General features: G+C 51.3%; 28 protein-coding genes. 4 read left to right on the plus strand and 24 right to left on the minus strand.

Annotated elements, in window-relative coordinates:
• Positions 1-68: 68 nt before the first annotated feature.
• Complete coding sequence (gene orn, locus BLS94_RS06115) at positions 69-614, minus strand: oligoribonuclease (protein ID WP_072767166.1); 546 nt, start codon at positions 612-614, stop codon at positions 69-71.
• 98 nt (positions 615-712) lie between these two features.
• Here orn and BLS94_RS06120 point away from each other — a divergent pair, with 98 nt between their 5' ends.
• From BLS94_RS06120 to rsgA, 3 genes are read left to right on the plus strand one after another with little or no spacing between them, the layout of a single operon-like run.
• Positions 713-1,969, plus strand: a complete 1,257-nt coding sequence (locus BLS94_RS06120; RefSeq protein ID WP_090958558.1) for a M48 family metallopeptidase — start codon at positions 713-715, stop codon at positions 1,967-1,969.
• Positions 1,970-2,019: 50 nt separating this feature from the next.
• Entirely contained in the window at positions 2,020-2,361 is a 342-nt protein-coding gene (locus BLS94_RS06125) for a 4a-hydroxytetrahydrobiopterin dehydratase (RefSeq protein ID WP_090958561.1), read from the plus strand.
• Positions 2,358-3,245: a ribosome small subunit-dependent GTPase A gene (gene rsgA, locus BLS94_RS06130; protein ID WP_256325304.1), complete on the plus strand. Its 888-nt coding sequence runs from the start codon at positions 2,358-2,360 to the stop codon at positions 3,243-3,245. Before BLS94_RS06125 ends, rsgA begins: the two co-directional genes overlap by 4 nt.
• Positions 3,246-3,409: 164 nt before the next feature.
• On the opposite strand, the gene BLS94_RS06135 is transcribed toward rsgA, so the two are convergent.
• The 22 genes from BLS94_RS06135 to BLS94_RS06245 form a co-directional block, all read right to left on the minus strand.
• Positions 3,410-3,991 carry a gamma-glutamylcyclotransferase gene (locus tag BLS94_RS06135; RefSeq protein ID WP_090958566.1) on the minus strand — a complete coding sequence of 194 codons (582 nt, stop codon included), beginning with the start codon at positions 3,989-3,991 and terminating at the stop codon, positions 3,410-3,412.
• A gap of 383 nt (positions 3,992-4,374) precedes the next feature.
• Positions 4,375-4,809 carry a universal stress protein gene (locus tag BLS94_RS06140; RefSeq protein ID WP_090958569.1) on the minus strand — a complete coding sequence of 145 codons (435 nt, stop codon included), beginning with the start codon at positions 4,807-4,809 and terminating at the stop codon, positions 4,375-4,377.
• 77 nt (positions 4,810-4,886) lie between these two features.
• Positions 4,887-6,233 (minus strand): SulP family inorganic anion transporter, encoded by a 1,347-nt coding sequence (locus BLS94_RS06145; RefSeq protein ID WP_090958572.1) that lies wholly within the window; start codon positions 6,231-6,233, stop codon positions 4,887-4,889.
• 1,102 nt (positions 6,234-7,335) lie between these two features.
• Positions 7,336-7,842, minus strand: a complete 507-nt coding sequence (locus tag BLS94_RS06155; protein WP_090958579.1) for a COG3415 family protein — start codon at positions 7,840-7,842, stop codon at positions 7,336-7,338.
• Between the two features lie 202 nt (positions 7,843-8,044).
• Complete coding sequence (locus BLS94_RS14525) at positions 8,045-8,266, minus strand: hypothetical protein (protein WP_143021654.1); 222 nt, start codon at positions 8,264-8,266, stop codon at positions 8,045-8,047.
• Between the two features lie 111 nt (positions 8,267-8,377).
• Positions 8,378-8,707, minus strand: a complete 330-nt coding sequence (locus tag BLS94_RS06165; RefSeq protein WP_256325305.1) for a P-II family nitrogen regulator — start codon at positions 8,705-8,707, stop codon at positions 8,378-8,380.
• Between the two features lie 128 nt (positions 8,708-8,835).
• Positions 8,836-9,816, minus strand: a complete 981-nt coding sequence (locus tag BLS94_RS06170) for a sodium-dependent bicarbonate transport family permease (RefSeq protein WP_090958585.1) — start codon at positions 9,814-9,816, stop codon at positions 8,836-8,838.
• Positions 9,817-10,460: 644 nt separating this feature from the next.
• Positions 10,461-11,756 carry a sensor histidine kinase gene (locus BLS94_RS06175; protein ID WP_090958588.1) on the minus strand — a complete coding sequence of 432 codons (1,296 nt, stop codon included), beginning with the start codon at positions 11,754-11,756 and terminating at the stop codon, positions 10,461-10,463.
• Entirely contained in the window at positions 11,716-12,399 is a 684-nt protein-coding gene (locus BLS94_RS06180; RefSeq protein WP_072767179.1) for a response regulator transcription factor, read from the minus strand. Before BLS94_RS06180 ends, BLS94_RS06175 begins: the two co-directional genes overlap by 41 nt.
• 221 nt (positions 12,400-12,620) lie before the next feature.
• Positions 12,621-13,682: a uroporphyrinogen decarboxylase gene (gene hemE, locus BLS94_RS06185; RefSeq protein WP_090958590.1), complete on the minus strand. Its 1,062-nt coding sequence runs from the start codon at positions 13,680-13,682 to the stop codon at positions 12,621-12,623.
• Between the two features lie 307 nt (positions 13,683-13,989).
• The gene (locus BLS94_RS06190) at positions 13,990-15,111 is read right to left on the minus strand and encodes a deoxyguanosinetriphosphate triphosphohydrolase (protein ID WP_090958594.1); all 1,122 of its coding nucleotides are present in this window, start codon (positions 15,109-15,111) and stop codon (positions 13,990-13,992) included.
• Positions 15,104-16,204 (minus strand): 3-dehydroquinate synthase, encoded by a 1,101-nt coding sequence (aroB, locus tag BLS94_RS06195; protein WP_090958597.1) that lies wholly within the window; start codon positions 16,202-16,204, stop codon positions 15,104-15,106. The genes BLS94_RS06190 and aroB overlap by 8 nt, the downstream gene beginning before the upstream one ends.
• 98 nt (positions 16,205-16,302) lie before the next feature.
• Positions 16,303-16,716 carry a protoporphyrinogen oxidase HemJ gene (gene hemJ / locus BLS94_RS06200; protein WP_090958600.1) on the minus strand — a complete coding sequence of 138 codons (414 nt, stop codon included), beginning with the start codon at positions 16,714-16,716 and terminating at the stop codon, positions 16,303-16,305.
• A gap of 309 nt (positions 16,717-17,025) precedes the next feature.
• Positions 17,026-17,586, minus strand: a complete 561-nt coding sequence (locus tag BLS94_RS06205) for a NifU family protein (RefSeq protein ID WP_072767184.1) — start codon at positions 17,584-17,586, stop codon at positions 17,026-17,028.
• Positions 17,587-17,656: 70 nt separating this feature from the next.
• Positions 17,657-18,139: a Fe-S cluster assembly sulfur transfer protein SufU gene (gene sufU, locus BLS94_RS06210; RefSeq protein ID WP_090958604.1), complete on the minus strand. Its 483-nt coding sequence runs from the start codon at positions 18,137-18,139 to the stop codon at positions 17,657-17,659.
• Complete coding sequence (locus tag BLS94_RS06215) at positions 18,139-19,398, minus strand: cysteine desulfurase (protein WP_090958607.1); 1,260 nt, start codon at positions 19,396-19,398, stop codon at positions 18,139-18,141. Before BLS94_RS06215 ends, sufU begins: the two co-directional genes overlap by 1 nt.
• Before the next feature lie 2 nt (positions 19,399-19,400).
• The gene (gene sufD, locus BLS94_RS06220; RefSeq protein ID WP_256325306.1) at positions 19,401-20,711 is read right to left on the minus strand and encodes a Fe-S cluster assembly protein SufD; all 1,311 of its coding nucleotides are present in this window, start codon (positions 20,709-20,711) and stop codon (positions 19,401-19,403) included.
• Between the two features lie 2 nt (positions 20,712-20,713).
• Complete coding sequence (gene sufC, locus BLS94_RS06225; RefSeq protein ID WP_072767187.1) at positions 20,714-21,502, minus strand: Fe-S cluster assembly ATPase SufC; 789 nt, start codon at positions 21,500-21,502, stop codon at positions 20,714-20,716.
• Positions 21,499-22,935 carry a Fe-S cluster assembly protein SufB gene (gene sufB, locus BLS94_RS06230; protein WP_072767188.1) on the minus strand — a complete coding sequence of 479 codons (1,437 nt, stop codon included), beginning with the start codon at positions 22,933-22,935 and terminating at the stop codon, positions 21,499-21,501. The genes sufC and sufB overlap by 4 nt, the downstream gene beginning before the upstream one ends.
• A gap of 97 nt (positions 22,936-23,032) precedes the next feature.
• Positions 23,033-23,374 (minus strand): HesB/IscA family protein, encoded by a 342-nt coding sequence (locus BLS94_RS06235; protein ID WP_072767189.1) that lies wholly within the window; start codon positions 23,372-23,374, stop codon positions 23,033-23,035.
• Positions 23,375-23,440: 66 nt separating this feature from the next.
• On the minus strand, positions 23,441-23,962 hold the full coding sequence (locus BLS94_RS06240) for an Rrf2 family transcriptional regulator (protein WP_090958609.1): 522 nt from the start codon (positions 23,960-23,962) through the stop codon (positions 23,441-23,443).
• Between the two features lie 117 nt (positions 23,963-24,079).
• Entirely contained in the window at positions 24,080-24,319 is a 240-nt protein-coding gene (locus BLS94_RS06245; protein WP_090958612.1) for a recombinase family protein, read from the minus strand.
• A 387-nt stretch (positions 24,320-24,706) separates the two neighbouring features.
• On the opposite strand from BLS94_RS06245, the gene BLS94_RS06250 reads away from it, so the two are divergent.
• Positions 24,707-25,543 carry a hypothetical protein gene (locus BLS94_RS06250; RefSeq protein ID WP_090958615.1) on the plus strand — a complete coding sequence of 279 codons (837 nt, stop codon included), beginning with the start codon at positions 24,707-24,709 and terminating at the stop codon, positions 25,541-25,543.
• Between the two features lie 330 nt (positions 25,544-25,873).
• On the opposite strand, the gene BLS94_RS06255 is transcribed toward BLS94_RS06250, so the two are convergent.
• Entirely contained in the window at positions 25,874-26,518 is a 645-nt protein-coding gene (locus BLS94_RS06255; RefSeq protein WP_090958618.1) for a TetR family transcriptional regulator, read from the minus strand.
• Positions 26,519-26,662 lie beyond the last annotated feature (144 nt).

Genomic DNA, 26,662 nt, shown 5'->3' on the forward strand with positions numbered 1-26,662 from the left:
AGGGAAAGTGGAGAGTTGCCTCAACCCGAAAGCCGAGAGGGAATCGCGTAGCTGGATTTTAATCAGCGCTATGCTTTGATAAAGTGCTCGCGATAGTATCTCATCTCAGCAATGGAGTCGTAAATATCCGCCAGCGCCTCGTGCTTGCATTGCTTTGTCAAGCCTGCCGAGATTTCCGGCTTCCAGCGTTTTACCAATTCCTTCAGGCTGCTTACGTCCAGATTACGATAATGAAAATACGATTCCAGCTGTGGCATCCACCGCGCCAGAAAACGCCGATCCTGACATATAGAATTGCCGCACATGGGAGAGATTCCCGCGGCAATATGCTCTTGCAGGAACGTAATCATGGACGCCTCTACCTCGGCTTCCTTCAGGCTGGAAGATCTCACCTTGTCCATGAGGCCGGATTTTGCATGCGTAGACTTATTCCAGTTGTCCATGCCGTCAAGCACGGCTTCGGACTGGGATAGGACCAGCACCGGCGCTTCCGCCACCATATTCAGTTGAGAATCAGTTATCACGAGAGCGACCTCGAGGATATGATCATCCTGCGGACTGAGCCCGCTCATTTCCATGTCTATCCAGATGAGGTTATTATTGTCTTGTGCCATAATTTGATCACTTTGCTGAATTTTCAACGTGTAATTGTGTCATATCGGTACTGACCCGTCACCTTTCATTGTGTTGCCGCTGCGCCCACTCATAGACCATGCAAACGTTCACCACCCTCTTTCTTGCCGCTCTGACGCTTACTTTTTTAGCGCGGATATGGCTGGCAACACGTCACATCCATCATGTTCTCGCACATCGAGATCGCGTGCCCGACGATTTCTCTTCCAGGATTACATTGGAGTCGCACCAAAAAGCGGCTGACTATACCTGTGCCAAAACGCGGTTGGGATATATCGGCATAACGCTCGATACGTTGCTTCTGCTGGCACTTACCTTGGGCGGCGGATTAAATGCTTTGGCGGGTTTCTGGTCAAATTGGTTTGGCGACCCGCTGATACACGGCATAGCGCTTATTGTCAGCGCGGTGCTACTGATGAGCGTAGCAGGAATTCCGGTAAGTTATTATCGAACTTTTGTTATCGAACACAAATTTGGCTTTAACAAAATGAGCCCTCGCATGTTTTTTCTCGACCTGATCAAGCGCGCGATGCTGGGAGGACTGCTGGGCATCCCGCTGCTACTCGGTATTTTATGGTTAATGCAGAAAATGGGGCCGAGCTGGTGGTTTTACGCCTGGCTCGCATGGATGGGCTTCAATCTGGTGGTTCTCGCCATCTTCCCGACCTGGATCGCGCCGCTTTTTAATAAGTTCACTCCGCTTGAAGACGCTCCGCTCAAGGCACGTATTGAACAACTGATGCGGCGATGTGGCTTTAAATCCAGCGGGCTTTTCGTAATGGACGGCTCACGCCGCAGCAATCATGGGAATGCTTATTTTACCGGTTTCGGCAAGACCAAGCGGATTGTTTTTTTTGACACATTGCTTTCTCGTCTGGATACACCCGAGATCGAGGCGGTATTAGCGCATGAATTGGGACACTTCAAACGACGCCACGTTATCAAACGTATCGTATGGACGTTCGCCATGAGCCTTGTATTTTTATGGGGACTGGGTTATTTGATGCAACAGGACTGGTTTTACGAGGGATTAGGGGTTTCCGTTTCGCACATGCCTTCCTCCGCTATGGCGGTGCTGCTGTTTTTTTTAGTAATGCCCACGTTCACTTTTCTGTTCCAGCCCGTGGCAAGTCTATACTCGCGCAAGCATGAATTCGAGGCTGACGAGTATGCTGCAGGTAACGCATCGGCCACTGACCTCATACGTGCGCTACTAAAACTCTATCAGGATAACGCTGCCACGCTGACTCCAGACCCCTTGCATTCGGCATTTTATGATTCCCACCCGCCCGCCGCGATGAGAATAGCGCGTCTGCAAAACCTGGCGCATAATTGAACTTCTGGAGTAGGATCAGCTATTTTTTTCACTGACCAGCAGGAGTACCAATGAGCGCCACTGCCAATGATCTCACTAGAAAGCAATGCAAACCCTGCGAGGGCAACATGCCTCCACTTTCTCCCAAGGAAATAATGCTGCTGATGCAACAGCTCGAGGGGTGGGAGTTTTTCGATAAAATAATTAAAAAAAGCTATAACTTCAAGAACTATTATCAGACGATGGCTTTTGTTAATGCCGTTGCCTGGATTTCCCATCGCGAAGATCATCACCCGGACATCATGGTTGGTTACAATAAATGTAAAGTCGAATATACCACCCATGCAATCAACGGATTGTCCGAGAATGACTTCATTTGCGCGGCGAAAATCGATACCCTATTCAACATTTGAGAACACTTCAGCGGGTTCCAACCACGTCGCCGATTACCGGGCAGATAGTCGCCGCATTCGGCAGATCTTTTCTCGTTAAAACCGTAAGCGGAGCAGCACTGTCGTGCGTAATGCGTGGAAAAAAGGGGGGGGTCGCCTGCGGCGATGTGGTGGAGGTTCAGCCGACAGAATCAGGGCAAGGCGTAATTGAAAACATAATGCCTCGTAGCGCGCTATTGTATCGTAGCGATGCTTTCCGCGAAAAACTCATCGCCGCCAATATTACGCAGGTTATTATCGTAGTGGCTGCGGTGCCGAGTTTTAGCGAAGAACTGATTAATCGCTGCATCGCTGCAGCTGAGAACCAGCGTATAAAAGTACTGATCGTACTTAACAAGGCGGACCTGATCCAGCCGACAAGCACTGCTTCCAACATCCTCTCCCTCTATCGGGAACTTGGCTATTCGTTACTGCAACTCAGCGCAAAGACAGATATTGAACCGTTATTACCCCATCTGCACGACCATCTCAGCGTCCTGGTGGGCCAGTCCGGAATGGGCAAATCCACTCTTATCAATGCGCTCATCCCGGCGGCGGAGCGCGCCACCTCCGGTATTTCCGTTGCGCTTGATACTGGGCGACATACCACTACCCATGCCCGACTCTACCACCTCGATGACAATAGCCGGATAATCGATTCTCCTGGCATGCAGGAATTCGGTCTTCATCATATTGACAGGGATGCGTTGGCGTGGGGATTTGTCGAATTTCGCCAATACATGGGACGATGCAGATTCAATAATTGCCGCCACGCGAATGAACCTGGCTGCGCGCTTGCACAGGCTGTTCAGGAAGGCAGGATCAGCGCCCGGCGCTTCGCTTTTTATCAAAAGCTGGCTAAATGACTCACCTATATAACTTCACCCCTTATCGTGAACATGATGGCGCCTAACTGAAGCAACTTCGGTCCAAATGAAAAAGTTAAGCGTTCCGGCAAAACAACGGGAGGTACTTAAATAAGTACCTCCCGCAGAATTAATGTTCCCGAAACGGGAACTGGCTTTTGCCCTTAGACTTCGTTGACTGCCGCCTGACGCGTATCCATATCAACCTCGAATCGCGCTAGAGGCAAATCACCGTACAACAGCGCTTCCCTCTCGGTGCAACGCTCTACATTGGCATCGCCTTGCGCTTCGAATATCCGCAGCCATTCGACATATTCGCTCGGCAGGCCATGCTCGATGGCGCCCAGGACGACCATCGCCTTATGCCAGTGATAAGGCCGGAGCACCGCCTCTTTGTAACTCCCGGCAAAAGTCAACGCGGTGTGTGTACCAGTTGACGTAACGACTGGAATATTCAGTTCGCTGTAGCCTGTTCCAAGGCCTTCCGCCTGATTCAGGCTTTCTCTATCCTTTATGCTTATCTTATAAAGAACGCCATAAACCCGGTTCCTCTGATTACCGGTTGCTTCGATATTGCTTTTCCCGGAACCGTCACGACTGACCTTTCCAAAGGTAAACCTGTGCCCTTCGATGAAGCCAATGTCTACCGCTACTGCTGATGGCGCGATATTCGAGGCGTTTATCCTGCGAGAGAACATGTTCGCCCCGTAAGCGAAATAAAGAAATGTGTTAGTCGATGTTAGCATGATGGAAATGCCTATAAATAGGTTAGCTGGTCAAAAGTAAAACGCCCAAGTTTTGCATGTATAACTCGTCACTCAATGACAACGTGTTACTGACGGTATGACAACCAGGGTAAGAATTACGCTTTCATGCCGATCTTTTACACCGAGATGAACACTTGCTTCATCCATCCTATAAAGAAGCTCGACCACCAAATCGCACTTCCCTGACATTTTTTCCCTCTTGAATCGCTTGTAGAAACATTTTTAAGCGGACTAAGGGTATTTAACTACTTCACAAATACTTGACATGAAGTATACACATTTTTCACAAATTCACAACTATTTTATGCATTCACCACAAATTCTTCACATCCTGGATAAAAAATTTTTAATCTTTTGGGCGCCTAGTGGGGGCGGACCAACAAAATTGAAATTTCGACATCTTTTACCAGTTGCTCCGCCACAGAGCCAGTAACCAAGCGCTCCAGGCCGCGGCGGCCTTCCGTACCCACAACGACCAGGTCAGCGCCCCATTCCGTAACGGCAGCGGCGATGGCCTCCACGATAGCAGTCCGGCCGTATCTTTCTTCTGCTTCCAGTAAACGAGTCTCCACTATAGGCGTTGCACTGGTAGTAGCCGTTGTCCTGGCACGTTCCAGCAGCGCCGCTCCGGCTTTCCGGTTATTAACCTCATCATCGTCGATCCCCTTCATCCCTTTCGTCACAGTATGGACGATGCATAGTACGGCTGCATCGGTTGCTGCAATATACTGGGCCTCCTCCAATGCGACCCGCGAAATTTCATCGTCGGCGATAGCTACCATGATCTTCTTGTACATTAAGACTCCTTTTATAGGTGATTCATAAAAAGGGGCGGCATCAGTGCCCGCCCCAATTAAATTGTATCCCCGGTCAGCTAGTCAGCGGTGCCGCCTGTCGAAAATTTCTCGAAATATTTCTTGATGATGACCTTGCTCGGTATCTTGCCAGCCTGTTGAAAAACCAGGTAGTTGATAAGCCCATGAACCGCCAGTGCTACCAGCATGCCTTCGAAGATGCCTATCTTGAAGACCAGCAAGGCGGTAAGAACTGAAAGCATCAACGCATATTGTCCGTAGTTCGCGACGTGCCACAATCCCATGACCATTTTCCAGCCCGAGAAAATCATGATTGCGGCCAGCGAGAACTTCGGCAAATACTCAAGATAGTGCGAATTGAAGAAGAAGAAGAGAACGACCATAGCGACGATGGCATTGGAGAACTTGGTATATGCCCCGGCCAGTCTGTTGGTGGTGCTTTTAGCCAGTCCGTCCAGGTTGGTCATGCCACCAAAAAAACTCGCGCCCATATTGCTTATCCAGATAGACCACAAGCTGTTATTGGTGTTGCATTTTCGCCCCAGCGGATCTATTTTTTCGATCGCAGCGTTGCTCATTACCTGCTCTATCACATCGATCGTAGCAAGCATTGCGGCGAACCCCACAATGTACACCCACATCATTGCGCTCTCGATATGCGGTACCGGGAGGGAAAGCGTAAACGGAACATCCTCCACGAATAGCATGGACAACGGCAAGAATTGAGCGAGCACGATACTTGCTATTATCAGCAGGAAATAAGGAATTGCAGGCTTCGTATCTTTGAATTTTGAAAACAGGTATACAAACCCGGCAAAAGCGACTATCGATATAAGCACGATCTGGATGCGTGCCTCGTTCCAGAATACATCGGCTGTTTCCTGGTCTGCCGGTATCTCATAGCAAAATGTGGCAAATTTGAGCCCTATCTTCAGGCCCACTCCCGCCAAAAGCCCTTCTACAAGATAAACCGGTACCGCCTGCAAAATATACCGCTGCCAATTGTATTTCCACACGACCGCTTGCATGGTGGCTGTCAGGAAAATGACAAAAGCCATATTTTCTAGTCCGAAAGCATGAACGCCCATCGCCAAAGCAGGCGCGAGACCTGCCGCCACCCCCGGCACGCCGATATAATTGCCCGGCTTGAAAAAAGCATTGACCCATCCGATGAAACAGGCAAAAACGACCGTCGCCAGCGCTACTTTGATAGGATACTCCGACATCATGGCAATTCCGATCGATAGCGGGACCGCCATGGTTCCAGTTATAATTCCAGCCTGAACGTCGCGAGCGAGATACTTGACCTGAAACCCTGCCGACCCTGGCGCGACAACTTCTTCCGGGGTGGCAGCGGGCACATGATCGTCGGTTGACAGCGACTTATCGATAGTAGATGAACTCATGGTACCTATCCTTCCTTTTTAAAAAATTTAAACATAACTTCAAACGAAGAAAAAACTGAGAGGGACCTGCTTTCCGGTGGTTGTTCGACGTCTGCTCAATTTCGTCATAAGTAAAAAACAGCTGATCTGGAAGTAACCTCAAGTCCTTAACTGGCTTGCCCACAATCAGATGCTGAAGCGTTTGCTTAGCCGGCTTTGGCAGCCGCTTTTGCAGCGGATTCAACATTTAAATCTCTACAAATCCATTAAGGCATTAAAAGCAACGCTAACATAGCACCAGCGATGTGAAGAATATGTCTGTTAAATGTCAAGAATTTGTGAAGTTTTAAATATCTACTTCACATCACGCAAAAGCAGGTTTGCTCATTCTTGTGCCAATATGCGTTTAAGTCGTTTTTATACAGCTACTTAACTGATAATAATTTCGGGATATGACACGCTTTGAATCGATGGTATTTGTGACATATGTCAATTTTATGTAGGTAAATCGGAATTACCGCATAAGGAGTAAACGCGCGTCCAAGCCCAATTAAATGGAAGGTGTGCGTTAACCGAAAAAGAATTGAGATAGTATTCGGGCTGAAGCCCTACTATGCTTTGGTGCGGTGATTTGGGCCGACGACGTGATCCCGCGAAATAGCTCGGAGATCAACTGTATTCTGGAAAAGCTGCCATAGTCACGTGCCGTGTTTTCCGGTTCGCGTGGACTTGGGGACTTGGGCGGGGATGCATTTAACCTGAATCGGCCCCAGCCGCTCATTTTTCAGCTCGCTTGTCAGCTCATTGTCAACTAAGTGCTAAACCGAAAAGAGATTTTTGTACCCATCCATCTGCCGGATCAGGTTTAAGAAGGACCTGCTCAGGTGGTGAATACCGCCTGTTCCTTGTTGAGCCGAACCACAATTTTCCCTGTTTCTCAGAGGCATGCGGGGGCAAGGTCAGGCACACGATGAATCTGGGTAAGTGGGGTAGAAGGTGTGGGCGGTAAATCCGATGGGCTACCCATTGAGGCAGAGTGGCCTCTCCAAAAGATGGCGTGGACCAGGAAAGAGCAGGCGCCCGAAGCGCGGCCGCGGCAATTCGATCGTGCGCAATCCCGACTTCACGCTTCTGGATTATTTTTCTTCTGGCCCGTTCTTTGCGGTGGATGCACGGCCGTTGCATCTGTTTTTACGTGGTGCGCCAGCTTGGACCATCCATGGCGGCGAAGCAACTGATATACCGTCGATGTCGACACGGACCCGCCTACGCATCTTTCAAGTTCGGCTTTCAGTTCGTGTATAGGAAGAACGCCAGTGGCCTGGGCTTGGGTAACGAATGGAGCGAGAAACTGTACTTCTTCATCGAGACTCATTCGTGCGTGATTGCGCAGTCCCTTTTTTGTTTTGACCTGTTCAGCGCCGGCCTCAATTCGCTGAAACCGCGTCCGCAGTTTTCCCGTTCTACTTTTAGATAAACCGATGATGACGGCTGTCTGTTCCAATGACAGCCCGAATTCCAGCGGAAGAAGTAATGCCTGAGCAGCACGCAACGCCTCGACTGTTTTGGCTGAGGCGATTTTTTCCTTCGCCGCTTCCACAAACTCCCGTCCTGTCGCAGGTCTCGCCATTTGTATTCTCAGCTCAGGTTTATACCGAATAATTCGGTTAATTTCAGCTACAATTCAATTTCGCCAGCAGGTTGATCAATTAGTTGGATCTCGATCGTTAAACTCGAATCAGGAAACTACAGTCAGCTTGCGAGTCAAGCCATCCTTCACTCCATCTTCCGATTCGGCCGCCCAAGACGCCAATTCCGTTGAGAACGCGGCCTTACCATCTTTCATACCTTTTGGATTGAAGTGCGAAATCCATAAAATCCGTTCCCTGCACCGACTGGAACGGATCAGTTCCCCGGCTGTTGCGTTTGGCATAAGCCGGGGAACTTGATGGTGCCCCGTCAGGAATAGTTGCCATAATTATTAATAAGCCGGACGGCGATAGAGGCGCAAAGCCAACTAGCAACGTCTTTCCGGGAAATTGATGTTTTGGCATAATCAACTCCTCAGGTTATTAGAAACAGGCAATGGTCGATTTAAAAACTCAAAAAGGCGCATTCTCTTTCTTCTTACTTCATATCCTTGAAGCGCCACGCTGATAGACGGATCAGTAGGAAGCAGCAGGTCCTATAATCCATTTGCAGTCCGAAATCAGGCACATTCCGCCATATTCTTTCAATTTTGGCCGAAGCGCCATCACCACTCTCTCAGCCTGCTTTTCTTCACAAGCCAGAATCACTACGGCATTTCTTTCTTCCAGAGCAATGTCATCCGGGCGACGTTCGCCGCGCGACCCAAGGCCTCCTCCATGTCTCATGAACGTGTAGCCGCGCACATCGGCTGTTCGTAACAAGGCAATCAGATCACCGAGCTTTTCTTCATCGATGACGATCTCGATGCGTATCATCGAAATTAAAACGTCTGCTCTATTAAACATGGTTTCTCTCCCCAGAATATTTATGCGTTGATAGTCGGATTTGAATACTCAGCCGGGCCGAAATATATCTCGAAAGGATTTCAATGAATTGATGAATCATCCCCAGATAACAGCGGCATCCGTTTTCGCTACACACCCGCCAGATACTGGGCGGCAGCGTAATACATAGGAATACCGATTACCACATTAAACGGAAAAGTCACGCCGAGTGACAGAGTCAGGTAAAAAGACGGATTAGCCTCCGGCACAGCCAGGCGCATCGCCGGCGGCACCGCGATATAGGAGCAGCTCGCTGCAAGCACGGTGACCAGCGTGACTCCGCCTACCGAGTATCCAAGCCAGAAGTGACCGACCATGAGGCCGCAAATCGCGCCGATCAGAGGCATCGCGATACCGAAACAGACGAGGAAGACTCCTACCGCCTTAAATTCCGACAGCCTTTTTCCCGCTTCCATGCCCATATCGCACAGGAACAGGCACAAGGCGCCCATGAATATGGTTTCAAAAAACGGCTCGATCTTATGATAGCTTGGGTCCGAGACCACTGCACCGATTCCCATGGAGCAAAACAGCAGCAGAATACTGCCATTGGTGAAGGCTTCGCGCAGCAGGTGCATATACATCCCCTTCTCGCCCTTGGCTGCCCCACCCATTACTTTTCGCGAATAGCCGGCCAGCACCAGACCGATCATGATCGCGGGAGACTCCATGATTGCCAGCATGATGACCGGATAAGCTTCAAAGGTCACGCCGATGCCGCCCAGGAACGCCACCGCCGTCATGTAAGTGCCCGCGCTCACCGAGCCGTAGTGCGCCGAAATTGCCGCGGCATTGAGCGGGTCGATCTTTCCGAGCCCCCGCAAAATAATGTATGCGACGATAGGCAAGCCAATGCCAAACAGAAAAGCCGCGTACACCGCAGGCAGCGCATCGCCCATAGACCCTTGCGTCAGGGCCTTGCCGCCATGCAGCCCGATACCTATCAGCAAGTAGATAACGATCATCTTGTGCATGTCGGGTGGAAACTTGAGATCCGATTTGATCACCTGCGCGAACATACCGAGGGCGAAAAATAGTATCGCCGGTACGAGAAGACTGGTAATTGACATGGTAAACCCTCCTTATGTAGTTATTAACCCACTTGAACTATTACGATCACCCGGCCTTCAGGACCAGCCGTGGTGAGCGCACTCGAGCCATTGGCTTGTATGTTCGAGCGGCCAGGAGCTCGATGGAGAGTACTTCACCGACGTACCGGAAAGCAGCCGAGCCCGCAAGCCCGTAGAGGTTCCCGTCGATGAAGATCTTCGATCCGATCTCCGCAATATTTCCACGGGAATGGCGGAGTTCGCACTTTTCGCGGGCCTGTTCTCAGCACGGGACTTTTTTGCATCTCTCAAGTATATGATTGTCATATGGCCCTCCGAAGGTGAATGAAAATTTCTGGAACGGTGACGGAATCGGTAACGATTCTTCGCTGGGTTCGCATCGGTTTATCCTTATTTGTAAATCGAAAATGTATAGAATGGTGGAAGCTGCAGCGGTAACAATAGTTTTCTTAATACCAGTGAAATCATGGAACAACTCACCGCTTTACGGCTGCGAAACAAACGTTATAGTTGTGCTGCCATGAAGCACAGATTGCCACAACCCATGTGAAGAACCTGTCGCGGGGTTGTGATTAATTTGTGAAAGGCAAAAAAAGAACGATCACGAAGCGTGATGTTTGTGGAAACCGCAAATGCAGGGGGAATTACGGAAAAGTAATGTGGAAGGTTGCGCCTTTTCCCGGCGTGCTCTCGACCTCTATGATCCAGCCATAGTGGTCGCAGATACGCTTGACAATCGCAAGGCCGATTCCCAGGCCTTCGCCTTTCGTCGACCCGCGGAAGAAGCGTTCATAAAGGAGGGGCAGATAGGAAGGTTCGATACCGATGCCGGAATCGGAGATTGAAAGACGCTTCCGGCTAAAATTTACGCGAATGAAACCGCGCTCTGTATATTGCACCGCATTGCGAAGCAGATTCACAAGAGCCGTGTGCAATGCTTGCCGGTTTAGCGTGAGGACAGCATTCGGCTCTACTGCAACCTCGAACATGAGGCGCTTTCGGTATATTTCAGTGCATACAGGCTCCACTGCATCATAAACGCACTCGGCGATTGCGACGGGCTCCATGATGCCCAGCGCCTGCTCGCGAGCAAGGAATAACAACGCCTGCAATTGTTCTCCCATGCGAGTCGCTGCGACTTCGATCATTCCGATGCGCGCACGCGCCCTTTCCGAGAAACCGGGTTCCGTAACGAGCAGTTCGCAACTCGTAAGGATGGTGGTGATGGGGGTACGCAACTCATGACTTATGTTCGCGGTGAACTCCTGCTCGCGCCGCAGCATGCGTGTGATGCGGTTCTGATAATCGTCCAGTGCGCGGGCTAGTTGCGCCACTTCCTCGTCCTGACCGGGCTGGATCATTGTGGCGTCCTGTCCCGCGCCGGGCGCTAGATGTCTTACTCGCTCCGCGAGATCGGTAACTTGCCTGACAAGTACTCCTGCAAGCAGATACCCCACCAGCAACGCAACCCCGACCACCGAAAGAAGCGATAAAATGATAAGAAGCCTGAGTTCCTGTTGCCGCTGATCATGAAGCCCGATTTCATAGGCAACAAGAAATTTGACGCCGTCGACATGGCGTACCGCGACCCGAATCTCCTCCGGGCCCCTGAAAACCTTGTGGCGTCTATAGTTGAGCCCTTGCAAGTACTGTGGGAGTTTGGATTCCTCGGCGGGATCATGGATGATGTACTTTTCGAGATTTGAGCCCACCTGGGGAACAAAATCACTACTCTGGCGATAGCGCTCGAGCAGATAGTCCATCTCGGTTTCCATGATCTGCTCGATATGCGCCTCTTCGATATCGTCAGAAGCAATATACAAGCTGATACCAAGCGTTCCGACGACGACTATGCAGAATACCGCAAAGGCCAGCGCAACTCGTCGGCGTAGGCCACGTTTAATCCCTGGCACGGGAAATGAGGCGGTACCCAAGTCCATGAATTGTCTCAATCGGATCATAGCCGCCAGCGCGACTTAATGCACGGCGCAATTCGTGCATATGGCTGCGCAAGGTATCGCTGGTTCCCTGCGTGTCGCCCCAGACTTCGGATTCAAGTTCCCTGCGACTGAATACGCGGCCGGGCTCGCCCATCATGAGTGCGAGCAGGCGGATACATTTGGGGGGCAGCTTAACGGGTGTGCCGGCAAAAAGTACTGATAGCGTTTTGGGATCAAATGACAGATCGCCGGTTTCCAGCATGCGGCTGGTAACCTTTCCGCCATGCCGTTTATGCATCGCGACGAGACGGGCTTCGACCTCTTTTAGCGCGAACGGCTTGATCATGTAATCGTCGGCGCCGTGATCAAATCCTTTGAGCTTATCCTCCAGCGTATCGCGCGCGGTCAGCATCAGCACCGGCGTGTCAAGGTCTGCTTCCTGGCGAAGTTTCCGGCACAATGTGATGCCGTCCATGGCCGGCAGACCAAGATCAAGCAGAATCCCATCAAATTTCTGCGTTACCGCGAGATGCAGACCCGTGATGCCGTCAGCGGCAGCATCGACACTGTGACCGCGCGCCTCAAGAAAATCGTAGAGGTTTGTGGCAATAGCCGGATCATCTTCAATAATAAGTATATGCACGGGAAGGCTTACTAAAAAATTATAAGATAAAACGGCTATTTAATTTTAACAACACCCTAAAAATATGCCCGATTTGAAAAATATAGCTGATTCCGACGGAAATCAACATCGACCCAAAATCGCTACTCGCGCTTAACTTGGCTCGGGGTTCGTTGAGAATCTAGCACAGTTCGATATGTTTTGTTGGTATTTAATGCCTTTTTTATTTATAAAATTGCGTATTAGCGATATTTGCGGCTGAGGGCATGAACTGCTTCCACCAAGGTCCGGGCATTCTCCGGTGGAGTAAACTGCGAAATGCCATGGCCAAGATTGAAAACATGGCCGTTGCCTTTTCCGTAACCGGAAAGAATTTTTTCCACTTCAGCAGCAATCACTTCCGGTGTGGAAAACAGCACTGCGGGATCAATATTTCCTTGCAAGGCAACTTTGTGTCCAACCCGTCGGCGTGCCTCGGCGATATCTACGGTCCAGTCGAGTCCAACCGCATCGCAACCACTATCCGCAATGCTCTCCAGCCATAGCCCGCCACCCTTCGTAAAAACGATGTTAGGCACGCGCTCACCACCATACTCGCGCTTTAGTCCCGCCAGTATCTGACTGATATAGCGCAAAGAAAATTCCCGATAGGCTGCGTGAGACAAGGCACCGCCCCAAGTATCAAAAATCATCACCGCCTGGGCGCCGGATTCGATTTGTGCATTCAGATAAGCGGTTGCAGCCTGCGCGGTAATATCGAGAATGTGATGCAACAGATCCGGTCGCCGGTACAACATGGTTTTGATCTGGCGGAAATCGGTACCGCCGCAACCCTCCACCATATAACAGGCAAGCGTGAAAGGACTGCCGGAAAAGCCGATCAGCGGAACCCGGTTGTCCAACGTCCTTCGGATTTGAGAGACCGCATCCATTACGTAACGCAGGTGTACCTCGGGATCAGGTACCGTAAGCGCACGAATCTCCCATTCTTCACGTAAGGGTCGCTCGAACTTGGGCCCCTCGCCATCGGAGAAATAGAGCCCCAACCCCATCGCATCGGGGATAGTTAGAATGTCCGAAAACAATATTGCAGCATCCAGCGGGAATCGCGCCAGAGGCTGCATCGTAACTTCAGTCGCGAAATCCGGATTTTTGCAAAGAGCGAGAAAGTTGCCGGCACGAGCGCGCGTCTGGTTGTACTCGGGCAAATATCGCCCAGCCTGGCGCATCAGCCACACCGGTGTATATTCAGTAGGTTGCCGCAGGAGAGCCCGCAGCAGGGTATCGTTCTTCAATCTTGTCATCGGCTCCAGTTTAATCGTACAAATTCAGCAAGAAACAGCATCGTTTATGCGCCAGTTCCCGGGTAACAGCTTGTGTCCCGGATCATACCCCGTTGGAACTCATCTTCCTGAGGACAGATTGTTCGCGGGCTTAACTTGTTAATGTTATCAGCTATTGGCTTCCGGGTACATGATCGCCAGCAAGTGGCGATTGTGGCGGAACTTTATCCTTGTCGGCGCCAGCCTTTACGGTGACCCCAAATAGGCAGCAAATGAAATGAATAAAAGATGTTAAAGACATAGTAGCAGCAAACGCATAGTAGAAGCGTCAGCTCTCCTCGATGGCAAATAACCGTCTATATTCCCGAATTGCATAACGATCGGTCATGCCGGCAATATAATCGGCCACCGCCTGATGCTTATCGTGATGATACTTTGACTGAAATACTGGAGGAAGCAGCCGGATATCCGAGCAAAACGCCTTGAAGAGTGCCTGGATCGTGTGTCGCGCCTTGGCGCTCATGCGCGCCACTTTGTAGTGCCGGTACAGATAATCACGCAGAAATTTTTTCAGTTCCTGTTGTTCCTGCCAGATTCCCTTGCTGAAACCAATCAGGGATGGAGCCGCCCGCACAGCCTCAAGACTATCCGGACGGGTATCCGCGATATTGGCGGCGCTTTGACTGATCAAATCCCCCACCAGCGTATTGATCATGCGTCGGACGGTTTCATGAATCAGACGCCGTCCCGAGATGTCAGGGTAATGACTTCTTGCCATCGATAAATGCCGCTCGAATATTTTGACTTCCGCAAGTTGCTCCTGGGTAATCAGGCCGGAGCGCAAACCGTCGTCTACGTCGTGGTTGTTGTAGGCAATTTCATCGGCAAGATTGGCCAGTTGTGCTTCCAGTGACGGTCGCTGATCCGAAAGGAAACGCTCGCCCACATCTCCAAGTTTAACGGCATTCTTTCTGGCGCAGTGCTTGAGGATGCCTTCACGAGTTTCAAAGCACAGGTTCAGGCCGTCAAATGCGCCGTAACGCTCTTCCAGCACATCTACCACACGCAGAGATTGCAAGTTGTGCTCAAAGCCGCCGTAATCTTTCATGCAGTCGTTCAGCGCTTCCTGCCCGGCGTGACCGAATGGCGTATGGCCGAGGTCGTGCGCCAAGGCAATAGCTTCTACCAGGTCTTCGTTGAGATTCAAATTGCGCGCCACCGAACGGCCGATTTGCGCCACTTCCAGGCTGTGCGTCAAGCGCGTGCGGAACAGGTCGCCTTCGTGATTTACGAAAACCTGAGTTTTGTATACAAGCCTGCGAAACGCGGTGGAATGAATGATGCGATCGCGATCACGCTGGAAGGCGGTACGTCCTGGCGCTGATTCTTCCGCGATGCGACGGCCGCGCGAACTGGCCGGCGTTACCGCATAAGGCGCCAGCTCATGCATTGGCAGTACATTCCACAAGAGTTTCAGTCAATATATCCGCCGGTACATCGGAATGGAGCACGGCCTCGCCTATATGCCGCAGTAAAATGAAACGCATATTCCCTCCCTCTACCTTCTTGTCCAGTCCCATCAAGCGCAGGTATGTTTCGGGACCGAGAGCGGGCGCTATAGCAGAAAGCCCTGCTTGCGCATAAATTTTCCGGATTCGCTCTACCTCGGCCTCACCGATCATTCCCATGCGCCTGGATAGTTCCGCAGCCAGCATCGTACCGGCTGCAACTGCTTCGCCATGCAACCAGACACCGTAACCCATCGCATTTTCGATGGCGTGACCAAAAGTATGCCCTAGGTTGAGTAATGCGCGACCACCGCTTTCGCGTTCGTCGGCTTGCACAACCTCCGCCTTGTTTACGCAACTTCGGCGTATTGCCTCGACCAGCACATCAGCGTCGCGGATAAGGAGCTTGGCCATATTCTGTTCTAGCCACTCCAGAAAGCCGGGGTCGCGGATAAGGCCGTATTTGATGATCTCGGCAATGCCTGCGCGCAATTCCCTTTCCGGCAACGTATCAAGCGTTGCTGTGTCTGCCAGTACGACCCGGGGCTGATAAAAAGCGCCGATCATATTTTTGCCAAGCGGATGATTGATACCGGTCTTACCGCCTACCGAAGAATCGACCTGTGCCAGAAGTGTCGTTGGAATTTGAATAAACGGCACTCCCCGCAAATATGTCGCGGCGGCAAACCCGGCCAAATCACCCACGACTCCGCCGCCAAGGGCGATGATGGGCGTGCTTCGCTCACAGCGGTGACCAAGAAGCGCATCGAATATGGAGTTCAGCGTCCGCCAATTCTTGTGCTCTTCCCCGTCGGGGAGAACGATGGGTACGGTCGCCACGCCTTGGCCTTCCAGCACGCTGCGCAGCTTTTCCATATAAAGGGGCGCTACCGTAGTGTTTGTGACGATTGCGGCGCGCTTTCGCGGCAAATGGTCCAGGATAATTTCGGAATGGCTCAGAACCCCATTGCCGATATGTATCGGGTAACTACGCTCACTTGGCGTAGAGGCAAAATCTACCGTGATTGTTTGCATGGTTTAGCGGTTCTCGAAGCACGATTTCTATTCTTGTCTACCTGATGATCAACAGGTTTTTGTTGGGCGGAACTCATCATGGAATAGCAAGCAATCTTTCAAAATGGCTTAACCACAACCAGGATTACCACTGCAATCAGGATCGCCACCGGAAATTCATTAAACCACCGGTAATAAACATGGCCGCGCCGATTGCGATCATACTTGAAATCGGCGAGCAGTTTTCCGCAGTAGAGGTGATACGCGATCAGCACGATGACGAGTGCAAGTTTTGCATGCAACCAGCCGCCAGAAATTCCATAACCCAGCCAGAGCCAAAGACCAAAGAGAATTGTCAGCACTGCGCCAGGCGTCATGATCCCATAATAAAGTTTGCGCTCCATCACCTTGAAGCGCTCGATGCCTGGTGGGTCATCGCTCATCGCATGATAGACAAACAGACGCGGCAAATAAAACAATCCTGCAAACCAGGTCACCATGAAAATGATGTGTAGCGATTTTATCCAGAGCATCTGTGATTCTTCTTAGCCTGAACCTGGCATCTATATGAGGTCGGGGGATAATGTATGGCGCGAGAGCAAGCACGGGCAATCTGCCGCGAAAACCGGGCGACCCGCTCTGCAAGAGCCGTAAAAAACAGCAAAAAAAACGCAGCAGCCGATTAGTTCATTGGGTGCCGGTAGGCCAGCACCCTGCCATGCAGAAATCGAGCATACCATAGCCGATCATGCCCGGATGAAAAGGAATATCATCGAAAACGCATCTTGGAGCAGCAAAACGAGGAAGAACCTACATACTGCAAAGCACGTGGCGCCCAGTCTTTATAGCGCGACAACTTCGATATCGGGTTCTATTGATCTCAGCATATTCTGAATACCTCGCAACGTGCCTGAGATCGAGCTCGGGCAGGTGCCGCAAGCACCTTGATAATGAACGCTAAGCTTGTTGCCATCGAGCCCGAGCACATGCAGGTCGCCGCCGTCATTTTGGAGATAAGGACGAACCTCCTCGTCGAGCATGACATTGATAGTATCGAGCCGCTGCTGGTCCTCCGGACTTAAACCGGCAATCGCACTGGTTGCCGCAGCTACTGTTGCGGCTGATTGCGCATCGGCCGCGGGCGCGGCGCGGATGGGATCGGCCACCTCGCGTGCAAGGTCTTGCCAGTCGGCGCCGCCGTCTTGCGTTACCGTGATCCAGCGATCGACATAAAATACGTTAGTCACATGATCGATGTCGAACAATGCCGAGGCAAGTGGATCGTCTTTCGCCTGCTCGGCATTGTCATACGAACATGTCACCCCCCAGGTCAATGGCTCCTTCAGGATGAACTTCAGCGCGTTTCGATTTGGGGTGCCTTCTATTTCCGCTATTTTTGGCATTTCCTGTTCCTTTCAACCTAAATCAGGTAGTTGGACGGGTGAAGTGGAGGGTCAACTACCGGATTCAGGTTCAAGCATCACCTATTGGAGCATGCATCGGGTCATCCTCGGACTCGGTCGAGGTAGTGGTCACGGCATTGAGCGCAGCATGCAGCGTATGCCACGGCAAAATCGCGCATTTTACACGCGTTGGCAGATCACGCACGCCTGCAAACACGGTGAGCCGCCCCAGATGATGCTGGCCCTCGAGATCGAGCGTGCCGGTCGCCATATCACGAAACTCCTTGATCAGCGTCTCTGCATCCGCGCGTGTTTTGCCTTTCACGACGGTGGTCATCATCGAAGCCGATGCCTTGCAGATCGCGCATGATTCACCGTGGAATGCAATGCCGTCAATGCGCTCTCCCTCGAGGTTTAGCGCAATGTCGAGGTGATCGCCGCATAATGGGTTATGGCCAACCGCATGGTGGCTTGCTTTATCAAGCGTGCCATAATTACGGGGCTTCTTGTTGTGGTCGAGAATAACTTCCTGATAGAGTGATTTCGTGTTCATTACATGAAAATTTTTTGCACGGTGCGAAGGCCCGCGATAAATGCATCCACCTCGGCCATCGTATTGTAAAAAGCAAACGAAGCACGTGTCGTCGCGGGTACCTTGAGGCGCAGCATTACCGGCTGTACGCAATGGTGCCCGGTCCGTACCGCGACCCCTTCCTGATTCAGGAGCGTGCCGATATCATGCGGATGCACGCCCTCGACCTCAAACGACAGTACCGCGGTCTTCATTGCAGCCGTGCCGATAATACGCACGCCCGGCATACAGCTCATCTGTTCAGTCGCATAGTTGAGAAGATCAAGCTCGTACGCGGCGATTGCGTCCAAACCGATCGAGGATAAATAATCAACCGCGGCGCCGAGTCCGATCGCAGCTGCGATCGGCGGTGTACCTGCTTCAAATTTGTGCGGTATGGAATTGTATGTGGTTTTTTCGAAAGTTACCGACAAAATCATGTCTCCGCCGCCCTTGAATGGCTGCATGCGCTCAAGTAGCTCAGCTTTGCCGTAGAGCACCCCTATGCCCGTTGGTCCGCATAGCTTGTGGCCGGAAAAAGCGTAGAAGTCGCAGTCGAGATCTTGCACGTCCACCGTCATGTGCGGCACGGCCTGCGCGCCATCGATCAGCACCGGTACATTGCGCGCATGCGCGAACGCAATCATTTCCTTGACCGGATTAACTGTACCCAGTGCATTCGACACATGCAACACACCTACGAATTTGGTTCGCTCGGTAAACAGTTTTTCGTATTCATCGATGAGGAGCTCCCCGGCATCGTTGATGGGCACAACACGGATCTTCGCGCCCTTCTCTTCCGCGAGCATCTGCCAAGGCACGATGTTGGAATGATGCTCAAGTGTAGTCAGAATGATTTCGTCGCCGGCACCGATGAATTTTCGGCCGTAACCATGCATAACGAGATTGATCGCATCGGTGGTGCCACTGGTGAAAATGACTTCCCTGTCTTCGCGCGCGTTGATGAAACGTTGCAATCTACGGCGCGACCCCTCGTATTCCGCAGTGGCCAATTCGGATAAATAGTGCACGCCGCGATTGATATTGGCGTGCTGGGTCGTCTGGTAGCGTACCAGGCGGTCAATTACCGGTTGCGGCATCTGGCTGGACGCCGCGTTGTCGAGATAGACCAGTGGTTTACCCTCAACCTGGAGCTCGAGGATCGGAAAATCAGCGCGAACGCGGTCAACGTCGAACGTCGAAGCGAATTGCGGCTTTAGAGTGGAATCTATTATCTTCATGGTCAATCTCGTTGAGTCCGCTCAAGTACCGTTCGCTCAAGCCGGTGCTTGAGGGATGCAATGGAAATGCGATCGATAATTTCGGCGCCAAACGCGTAAGTCAGCAGATTGCGCGCCATTACCTCGGATAGTCCACGACTCTTGAGATAAAACAGCTCCTCACTGGCGAGTTGACCAACGGTGGCGCCGTGCGCGCACTTTACGTCGTCCGCAAAAATTTCAAGCTGTGGCTTGGTGTCGACACGCGTCTTCCCACTCAGCAGCAAGTTGCGACTCGATTGCGTAGAATCAGTATGTTGAGCCCCTGGACGTACTATTATCTTACCGTTGAACACGGCGTGCGCAGCGCCGTCCACGATGCATTTATGTAACTGGCGGCTTGTGCAATTCGGCACCGCATGATCAATGCTGGAATGGGTATCGGCAAGCTGGCGTTCCGTAATCAAGGCGAGCCCGTCAATCGTGCACTCGGCTCCCTCCGCCGCAAGCAGCACATTCAAATCATATCGTGAAATACGCGCACCCAGCGCGACGCTGACCGATCGATAGCGGCTAGCATGCGCTAGCGATACCGCACAGTTTGCGATATGAAACGCGTGGATGCTATCTCGCTGCACCCGGATGTGATTGACCTCGGCATTATCTCCCAGCGCGATTTCTGCCACCGCATTGGTGACATACGCGCCTTCATGAAGCGTAACATAATCCTCGACGAGCGTGACCGAACTACCCGATTCGGCAATCAGAAGGCAACGCGGATGGCTTGCAGCCTCTGGCTGTGTTGCAATGAACAACACATGCACCGGTTCCCTTGCCGCCGTCTCACGCGGTACCACGACCAATGCCCCGTGGTGGAGAAACGCGGTATTCAGTGCGGTGAACAGGTTATGCTCAAACCCGGCATGGCGCCCAAGATGCGGCTCTATTGCCACGCCATGCGTGGCAATAGCCGTCGACAGATCCGTGACTACCAAACCGAGCTCCTTGGCCCTATTCGGCGATGTTGAAAACTGCGGCATATATGCGCCATCGACGAACACGAGCCTGACCGCCGCTTCGTCCAGATAGAAACGTTCCACGTCGGCAGTTTTCACCCTCGATGCACCGCGCAGCGGCTGGAAGGACAGCTTGGCAAGCGGTGAAATATCGGTAAAGCGCCACTCTTCGTCCCGAGTAGTCGGCACCTTTAATGTACCGGCACGGTCAACAGCATTTGCTCTCAACTGATTAAACCATGCGAGACGGCTGGGCGGCAGTTGTGGCTGTCCCTGAAGCAAGCTTTCGAGATAGCTGTTGCCGGTAACCATGCTCATGCTCATGCCTCGACCGCAGCACGTTGCTCGGCGCCGACCCAGTCATATCCACGATTTTCGAGATCGAGTGCAAGCTCTTTGTCGCCGGTCTTGATGATGCGACCTGCCTCCATTACGTGCACGTAGTCCGGCACGATGTAATTAAGAAGGCGTTGATAATGGGTGACCAATATGATTGCATTATCCTTGTTGGCCAGGCGGTTCACACCCTTGGTGACGATCCTTAGCGCATCGATGTCGAGTCCGGAGTCGGTTTCGTCGAGAATCGCCAGCCGTGGCTCAAGCAGCGCCATTTGCAATATCTCGTTCCGCTTTTTCTCACCGCCGGAAAAACCTTCATTGACGCCACGATCGAGAAAATCGGGGTTCATGTCCAGCAATTTCATTTTTTCACGCACGAGGTCATCAAATTCGAGCGGATCAAGCTCGTCCTTGCCGCGTTGTGCCTGTACTGTATTGTAGGCGAGGCGCAAAAAGTGGCTATTGGCAACGCCGGGGATCTCGACCGGATACTGAAAGGCGAGAAATACGCCCGCGCGCGCGCGTTCTTCCGGTTTCAGATCAAACAGATCATTTCCTTCAAACGCTACCGAACCGCCGGTTACCTGGTATGCGTCGTGGCCAGCCAGCACCTTTGCAAGGGTGCTTTTGCCCGAGCCATTTGTTCCCATGATAGCGTGCACTTCACCGAATTTGACCGTAAGGTCTATACCCTTGAGGATTTCGATACCGTTGACAGTCGCTCGCAGCCCACGTATTTCAAGTAACGTTTTGCTATCCTGATAAATCATCCGACGCTCCCTTCGAGCTTGAATCCGAGCAGCTTGGTCGCTTCGACCGCGAACTCCATCGGCAACTGTTGAAATACATCCTTGCAGAATCCATTAATGATCATCGATACCGCTTCCTCGCTGCCGATACCACGCTGGGCAAAGTAAAATAGTTGGTCTTCACCGATCTTTGACGTTGATGCTTCATGCTCGACCTTGGCTTCCTGGTTGCGAACCTGTATGTAAGGAAAGGTATGGGCTCCGCATTTGTCGCCGATCAGCATTGAATCACACTGTGAATAATTACGCGCCCCAGTAGCGGTAGGCGCGATTCTGACCAGTCCGCGGTAGCTGTTATTGGAATGGCCGGCCGAGATACCCTTGCTGACTATGGTGCTGCGCGTATTTTTTCCGATGTGAACCATTTTGGTGCCGGTATCTGCCTGCTGATAGTTATTGGTGACAGCCACCGAATAAAATTCTCCTACCGAGTTTTCGCCCTGAAGAATACATGAAGGATACTTCCAGGTAATAGCCGAGCCGGTTTCAACTTGGGTCCAAGAAATACGCGAATTAACGCCCTTGGCCAAGCCACGCTTGGTAACGAAGTTGTAAATGCCACCCATGCCATTTTCGTCGCCCGCATACCAATTTTGCACTGTCGAGTATTTGATGTCGGCGTTGTCCAGCGCTACCAGTTCAACCACAGCGGCATGCAATTGATTCGTATCGAATTTGGGCGCGGTACAACCCTCGAGATATGAGACCGATGAACCCTCCGCGCCGATAATGAGAGTACGCTCGAATTGTCCCGATTCCTCCGTATTGATTCGGAAGTACGTAGCCAGATCCATGGGGCATTTCACGCCTTTGGGAATAAAGCAGAATGTCCCATCCGTAAAAACGGCCGAATTAAGCGCAGCGTAGTAATTGTCGCCCACCGGCACCACCGTGCCAAGATACTGCTTCACCAGGTCCGGATGCTCATGAACGGCTTCCGAAATCGAGCAGAATATTATGCCCACCTCGGCAAGCTTCTGCTTGTAGGTCGTCGCAACCGACACGCTGTCGAAAATCACATCTACCGCTACGCCGGCGAGCGCTGCCCGCTCATGCATCGGCACCCCGAGTTTCTCAAAAGTGCGCAGTAATTCGGGATCAACCTCGTCCATGCTGTTCAGCTTCTTTTTCTGCTTCGGCGCCGCGTAGTAGCTGATTGACTGAAAATCAATCTTCGGATACTTGACGTTAGGCCACCGTGGCTCTTCCATCTTGAGCCATTGCTCATACGCCTTCAGCCGAAACTCAAGCAGCCATTCGGGCTCCTCTTTCTTTGATGAGATGAGGCGGATAATGTCCTCGTTAAGCCCTTTTGGCGCGATATCGGACTCGATCTCGGTAACAAAGCCGTGCTTATAAGGCTGATTGACCAGTTTTTGTAATACTGCACTCATGTCGATTGCTCCAATGTCGTTTGCCTTGAGGATACGTCAAGGCATTGCCGCTCCGTATACGGCTCTTGTTTTTTTACTTCTCAGATCTTTGACATAACTAAACTTTGGCTGGTTCTTTCAAACTGAAGCTTTCACCGCAGCCGCATGTATTGTCGACGTTGGGATTTTCAAATTTAAACGAATCATTAAGCCCTTCCCTGACAAAGTCCACACGGGAACCATCCAGGAAAGGCAGACTGCTGGCATCAACCACTACACTGGCGTTATAAGATTCGAACATCTGATCGCCAGCAAGAATTTCGTCAGCATAGTCGAATGTATAAGCAAACCCGGAGCAGCCCACCTTTTTCAAGCCGATGCGCAGCGCCAATCCCTTGCCCCGCTTTGCAAGCTGCTTACGGATCTGTTTGGCTGCGTTTTCGGTTAATGTTACTGCCATGCTATTCTCCAATTACCATTCGCAAAATATGGCGACCAGAATAAAAGCGGAGGTCCTTGATCGGAATCACGCCGAAAATGCGGCATGCCCAAGCTCAGGCACAGCCTTTTCCGGCGGAATCACGTTTCGCATATCGAGCATTTGCATAACGCCATTCTCTCTCGCCTTGTTTGCATCACTTCTTGCTTTCTGGTCATCAACCAACTGTTTCAACGTCACTGCACCAAGGTGATCGAAAATGAGTTCATTGAGCTTTACCCATAAGTCGTGAGTCATGCACTTTTTATCGTTGTGACAATTTTCCTTTCCGCTGCATTGCGTCGAGTCGATCGGTTCGTCAACAGCGAGGATAATCTCCGCAATCGACACGTGCGCCGTGTCCTTAGCCAAACAATAACCGCCACCCGGACCTCGCACACTGTCGACGAGCCTGCGCTGGCGCAGTTTGGCAAACAATTGCTCAAGATAAGATAGCGAGATTTGCTGGCGCTGACTAATTTCGGCGAGCGTCACAGGGTGAGCGCTGTGCTGCATTGCAAGATCCAGGAGTGCCGTTACCGCAAACCGTCCTTTGGTTGTTAGCCGCATGATAAACTCCTCTTTACTCTTGTGATTCAATCAAATAGGGATATTGATCAAAAACCGGTTCAGTCATTACCAATACATGACTGATTTAGTCAACTATAAGATACCTGATTGATTTAGTCAACTATAACAAAACGTCACCGGCAGAAGGTCAACATCTGCCGTAAATAAGCGCGGGACACGTCTGTCACCTTTCCCAGTTGCGGCAATTGCCTGAGACAGTCGTTCACGCTCGATAGCGGCTCCGCAGACGCCTCGATCGGCGAATATCCGTTTACACCCCACTTTGTTCAAAGCGTCTATCTGCAAACCCGAATTCTGGTCACGGGTGGATACCGCGCATAGCCAATTATTATGAATTTCCTTTCTTTATTTTTGCCCTTGCCCTTTTGCAATAAGCAGGTTTCTTGCCTCAACTGATTCAACTTCTAAACACTTGGAAGTGGCGCTTACGCTCTGGAGCATAGGAAGCGGAAATCTGTCTTGGTATGACGACAGGAAAAAATCTTATAGTTCATGTGCTTGATTGAAGCACATGAACAAGCGTCTCCCGTGGGGGACGAAATTTTGCTTAAAACTGGCAAAATATCTGTAATCCACTGATTTAACGATTAATATTTTCTGGCATACAAATTGCTTTTATGCCTATAGCCGCGCTATTGCCGTGTTTGTTTCATTAGACGCCATTGGCCGGCTGCAGCTTCATTTTTTTCAAAAACAATATTAAAAACCTGGAGAATAAGCATTATGAAAATTAATAAGAAAAAGGTGGTACTCGCCCTCGTTGCGGTGTTTGGGCTCGCGGCGGAATCGTCAGCATCTGGCGGATTAGGAGTTTCTGCAGGATTAGGAGCACCTACGGGACTTAGCGTTTCCACAGGCTCAGGCGCTTATGCCGGATCCGGCGCTTCTACGAACCTAGGCACCTCTACAAGCTTAGGAACTTCCGCCAACATGGGAACTGCTACCGGTGCAGACATAGATTTGGGAGTTTCTAATGACCTGGGAGTATCTACCCGCTTAGGGGTTTCCGCAGGAGCCAAGGTTTTAACCAGCACATCCGGTCTAACCGCGCTCGATGCTGGCATAGCAGCCACCATGCCGGTGCCAGCCACAACCAAGGTAACGTTGAGCTCACCGGCGATCGCCGTCACGAGCGAAGTCATCGCTGCACAAGCGGTGGATAATACAACCACGATTACGGTGGGTGCACCCGCTGTCACCGCGATCACCAAGGGCGATGTCACGGCTCCAAAGCTCAGCCTCTTTGCTGATGCAGATGCCTCAACCTCTACCGGGATCAGCGCGTGGGTCGCATCGGCAGCTGGAACCAACAATACCGGAGTATCTGCCGTGCTCGGTACAGATATCGCATATGCAGGTGCTGATATAGCAGGTCAATTAACTGACACCCCTGGTTTCAGCACAACAGTGGGGGTCGAAAACCCGCTTCCCCTCCAACTGGCAATCACGGGGGACGCTGCAGTTTCAGCAGTTCCGGAAGCCAACGAATATGCCATGCTGTTGGCCGGGCTCGGACTGATGGGTTTCATGGTAAACCGTAGAAAGGTAAAGCTGAAATAGAAATACAGAAAGCCTGCTGAGGTGCGCCCGGGGCGCTTGGTTTGTTCAAGCGCCCCAGGCGCACCTCAGCAATATTCTTTTGTTGCCTCCTTATTTACCCAAACGACGCCTGATGCCCCGGATCGTCCACTTCAGCCACTACCGGGTTTTTCCACTCGGATTCGACCGCGCTGCCCATTCCGGCACCTGGCGCCACTCCCCCTAGATTTGCTGCTGCGCACCTAGACTCTTTTTGTAGTCACTGGATGATGATTTGAACTTGCTTGAACACTGTTAAACGGATTTTTGTAAAAGAAACAACTGGCAGGAGAGGGTCCCTCGAGAATCCAGCTAACTGGAAGGTTGCGTCAAGGTACTCTTGCGGCGACGGAGATTCATATGGGCTTTTACCAACTCAATCGCCTGATGGCGAAACTGATTGCCATCCGTATCTTTTACCCACATATGCAACAGTCCGATAAAAAATAGATGCGTATCCATCGCCAACTGAGCAGGATCGCGCAATGGATGCAGCTGCTCCTGGGCTTCCGCGCGCTCGTAAATCAACCGCAATTTTTCCTCGATATCAGAACAGTTACACAAAATTTGCTGCAAAACAGTAGCGAACTCATCTACATATTCACACTTTATCATCAGGATTTCATATACCTGGCGCGTTTCGACGCTGTCCACCAGGGATTGAACAGTACCGCATAAAAAATTTTCTATACACGTAAGCGCATCTTCACAACCTTCGACCAGCAGAGTATCGTCCATGCGATCAATCAATGGCAGCAATACTTGCTCACGCATGGCCTGAAACAGATCGAGTTTATTACTGAAGTGCCAATAAATCGCACCCCGCGTGACGCCGGCCTGGACCGCGATATGTTCCATCGTTGTGCGGCTTACACCGCGCGTCAGAAATACCTGGTGCGCCGCCCCGATCAGGCGCTGCCGGGTTAATTCCGAATTTTCCTTTGTTTTACGGGCCATGGTCCAGTTGCTTTTCCAGTCATTAATTTATTTACATTGATGTGCTTCTCGCGTTGCGCCATAGAAAAAGGTTACCGAAACAGTTTTGCAGTTAACGTTGTGCCATAAGGAAAGGAATTCATTTTAGTGCATCGAAGATGATTT

It is taken from the genome of Nitrosospira sp. Nsp18 (genome assembly GCF_900103145.1).
In the GTDB taxonomy this organism is placed as follows: domain Bacteria; phylum Pseudomonadota; class Gammaproteobacteria; order Burkholderiales; family Nitrosomonadaceae; genus Nitrosospira.

What these genes read in the sequence shown, in the direction of transcription:
- sufD (WP_256325306.1), bottom strand. Translation starts at nt 20,711, where the DNA reads ATGAGCATGGTTACCGGCAACAGCTATCTCGAAAGCTTGCTTCAGGGA.
- orn (WP_072767166.1), bottom strand. Translation starts at nt 614, where the DNA reads ATGGCACAAGACAATAATAACCTCATCTGGATAGACATGGAAATGAGC.
- BLS94_RS06125 (WP_090958561.1), top strand. Translation starts at nt 2,020, where the DNA reads ATGAGCGCCACTGCCAATGATCTCACTAGAAAGCAATGCAAACCCTGC.
- BLS94_RS06175 (WP_090958588.1), bottom strand. Translation starts at nt 11,756, where the DNA reads ATGGACTTGGGTACCGCCTCATTTCCCGTGCCAGGGATTAAACGTGGC.
- sufB (WP_072767188.1), bottom strand. Translation starts at nt 22,935, where the DNA reads ATGAGTGCAGTATTACAAAAACTGGTCAATCAGCCTTATAAGCACGGC.
- BLS94_RS06135 (WP_090958566.1), bottom strand. Translation starts at nt 3,991, where the DNA reads ATGCTAACATCGACTAACACATTTCTTTATTTCGCTTACGGGGCGAAC.
- aroB (WP_090958597.1), bottom strand. Translation starts at nt 16,204, where the DNA reads ATGCAAACAATCACGGTAGATTTTGCCTCTACGCCAAGTGAGCGTAGT.
- BLS94_RS14525 (WP_143021654.1), bottom strand. Translation starts at nt 8,266, where the DNA reads ATGCCAAAACATCAATTTCCCGGAAAGACGTTGCTAGTTGGCTTTGCG.
- sufC (WP_072767187.1), bottom strand. Translation starts at nt 21,502, where the DNA reads ATGATTTATCAGGATAGCAAAACGTTACTTGAAATACGTGGGCTGCGA.
- BLS94_RS06190 (WP_090958594.1), bottom strand. Translation starts at nt 15,111, where the DNA reads ATGCATGAGCTGGCGCCTTATGCGGTAACGCCGGCCAGTTCGCGCGGC.
- hemJ (WP_090958600.1), bottom strand. Translation starts at nt 16,716, where the DNA reads ATGCTCTGGATAAAATCGCTACACATCATTTTCATGGTGACCTGGTTT.
- BLS94_RS06170 (WP_090958585.1), bottom strand. Translation starts at nt 9,816, where the DNA reads ATGTCAATTACCAGTCTTCTCGTACCGGCGATACTATTTTTCGCCCTC.
- hemE (WP_090958590.1), bottom strand. Translation starts at nt 13,682, where the DNA reads ATGACAAGATTGAAGAACGATACCCTGCTGCGGGCTCTCCTGCGGCAA.
- BLS94_RS06215 (WP_090958607.1), bottom strand. Translation starts at nt 19,398, where the DNA reads ATGAAGATAATAGATTCCACTCTAAAGCCGCAATTCGCTTCGACGTTC.
- BLS94_RS06235 (WP_072767189.1), bottom strand. Translation starts at nt 23,374, where the DNA reads ATGGCAGTAACATTAACCGAAAACGCAGCCAAACAGATCCGTAAGCAG.
- BLS94_RS06140 (WP_090958569.1), bottom strand. Translation starts at nt 4,809, where the DNA reads ATGTACAAGAAGATCATGGTAGCTATCGCCGACGATGAAATTTCGCGG.
- sufU (WP_090958604.1), bottom strand. Translation starts at nt 18,139, where the DNA reads ATGAACACGAAATCACTCTATCAGGAAGTTATTCTCGACCACAACAAG.
- BLS94_RS06205 (WP_072767184.1), bottom strand. Translation starts at nt 17,586, where the DNA reads ATGCCAAAAATAGCGGAAATAGAAGGCACCCCAAATCGAAACGCGCTG.
- BLS94_RS06250 (WP_090958615.1), top strand. Translation starts at nt 24,707, where the DNA reads ATGAAAATTAATAAGAAAAAGGTGGTACTCGCCCTCGTTGCGGTGTTT.
- BLS94_RS06120 (WP_090958558.1), top strand. Translation starts at nt 713, where the DNA reads ATGCAAACGTTCACCACCCTCTTTCTTGCCGCTCTGACGCTTACTTTT.
- BLS94_RS06145 (WP_090958572.1), bottom strand. Translation starts at nt 6,233, where the DNA reads ATGAGTTCATCTACTATCGATAAGTCGCTGTCAACCGACGATCATGTG.
- BLS94_RS06240 (WP_090958609.1), bottom strand. Translation starts at nt 23,962, where the DNA reads ATGCGGCTAACAACCAAAGGACGGTTTGCGGTAACGGCACTCCTGGAT.
- BLS94_RS06165 (WP_256325305.1), bottom strand. Translation starts at nt 8,707, where the DNA reads ATGTTTAATAGAGCAGACGTTTTAATTTCGATGATACGCATCGAGATC.
- BLS94_RS06255 (WP_090958618.1), bottom strand. Translation starts at nt 26,518, where the DNA reads ATGGCCCGTAAAACAAAGGAAAATTCGGAATTAACCCGGCAGCGCCTG.
- BLS94_RS06155 (WP_090958579.1), bottom strand. Translation starts at nt 7,842, where the DNA reads ATGGCGAGACCTGCGACAGGACGGGAGTTTGTGGAAGCGGCGAAGGAA.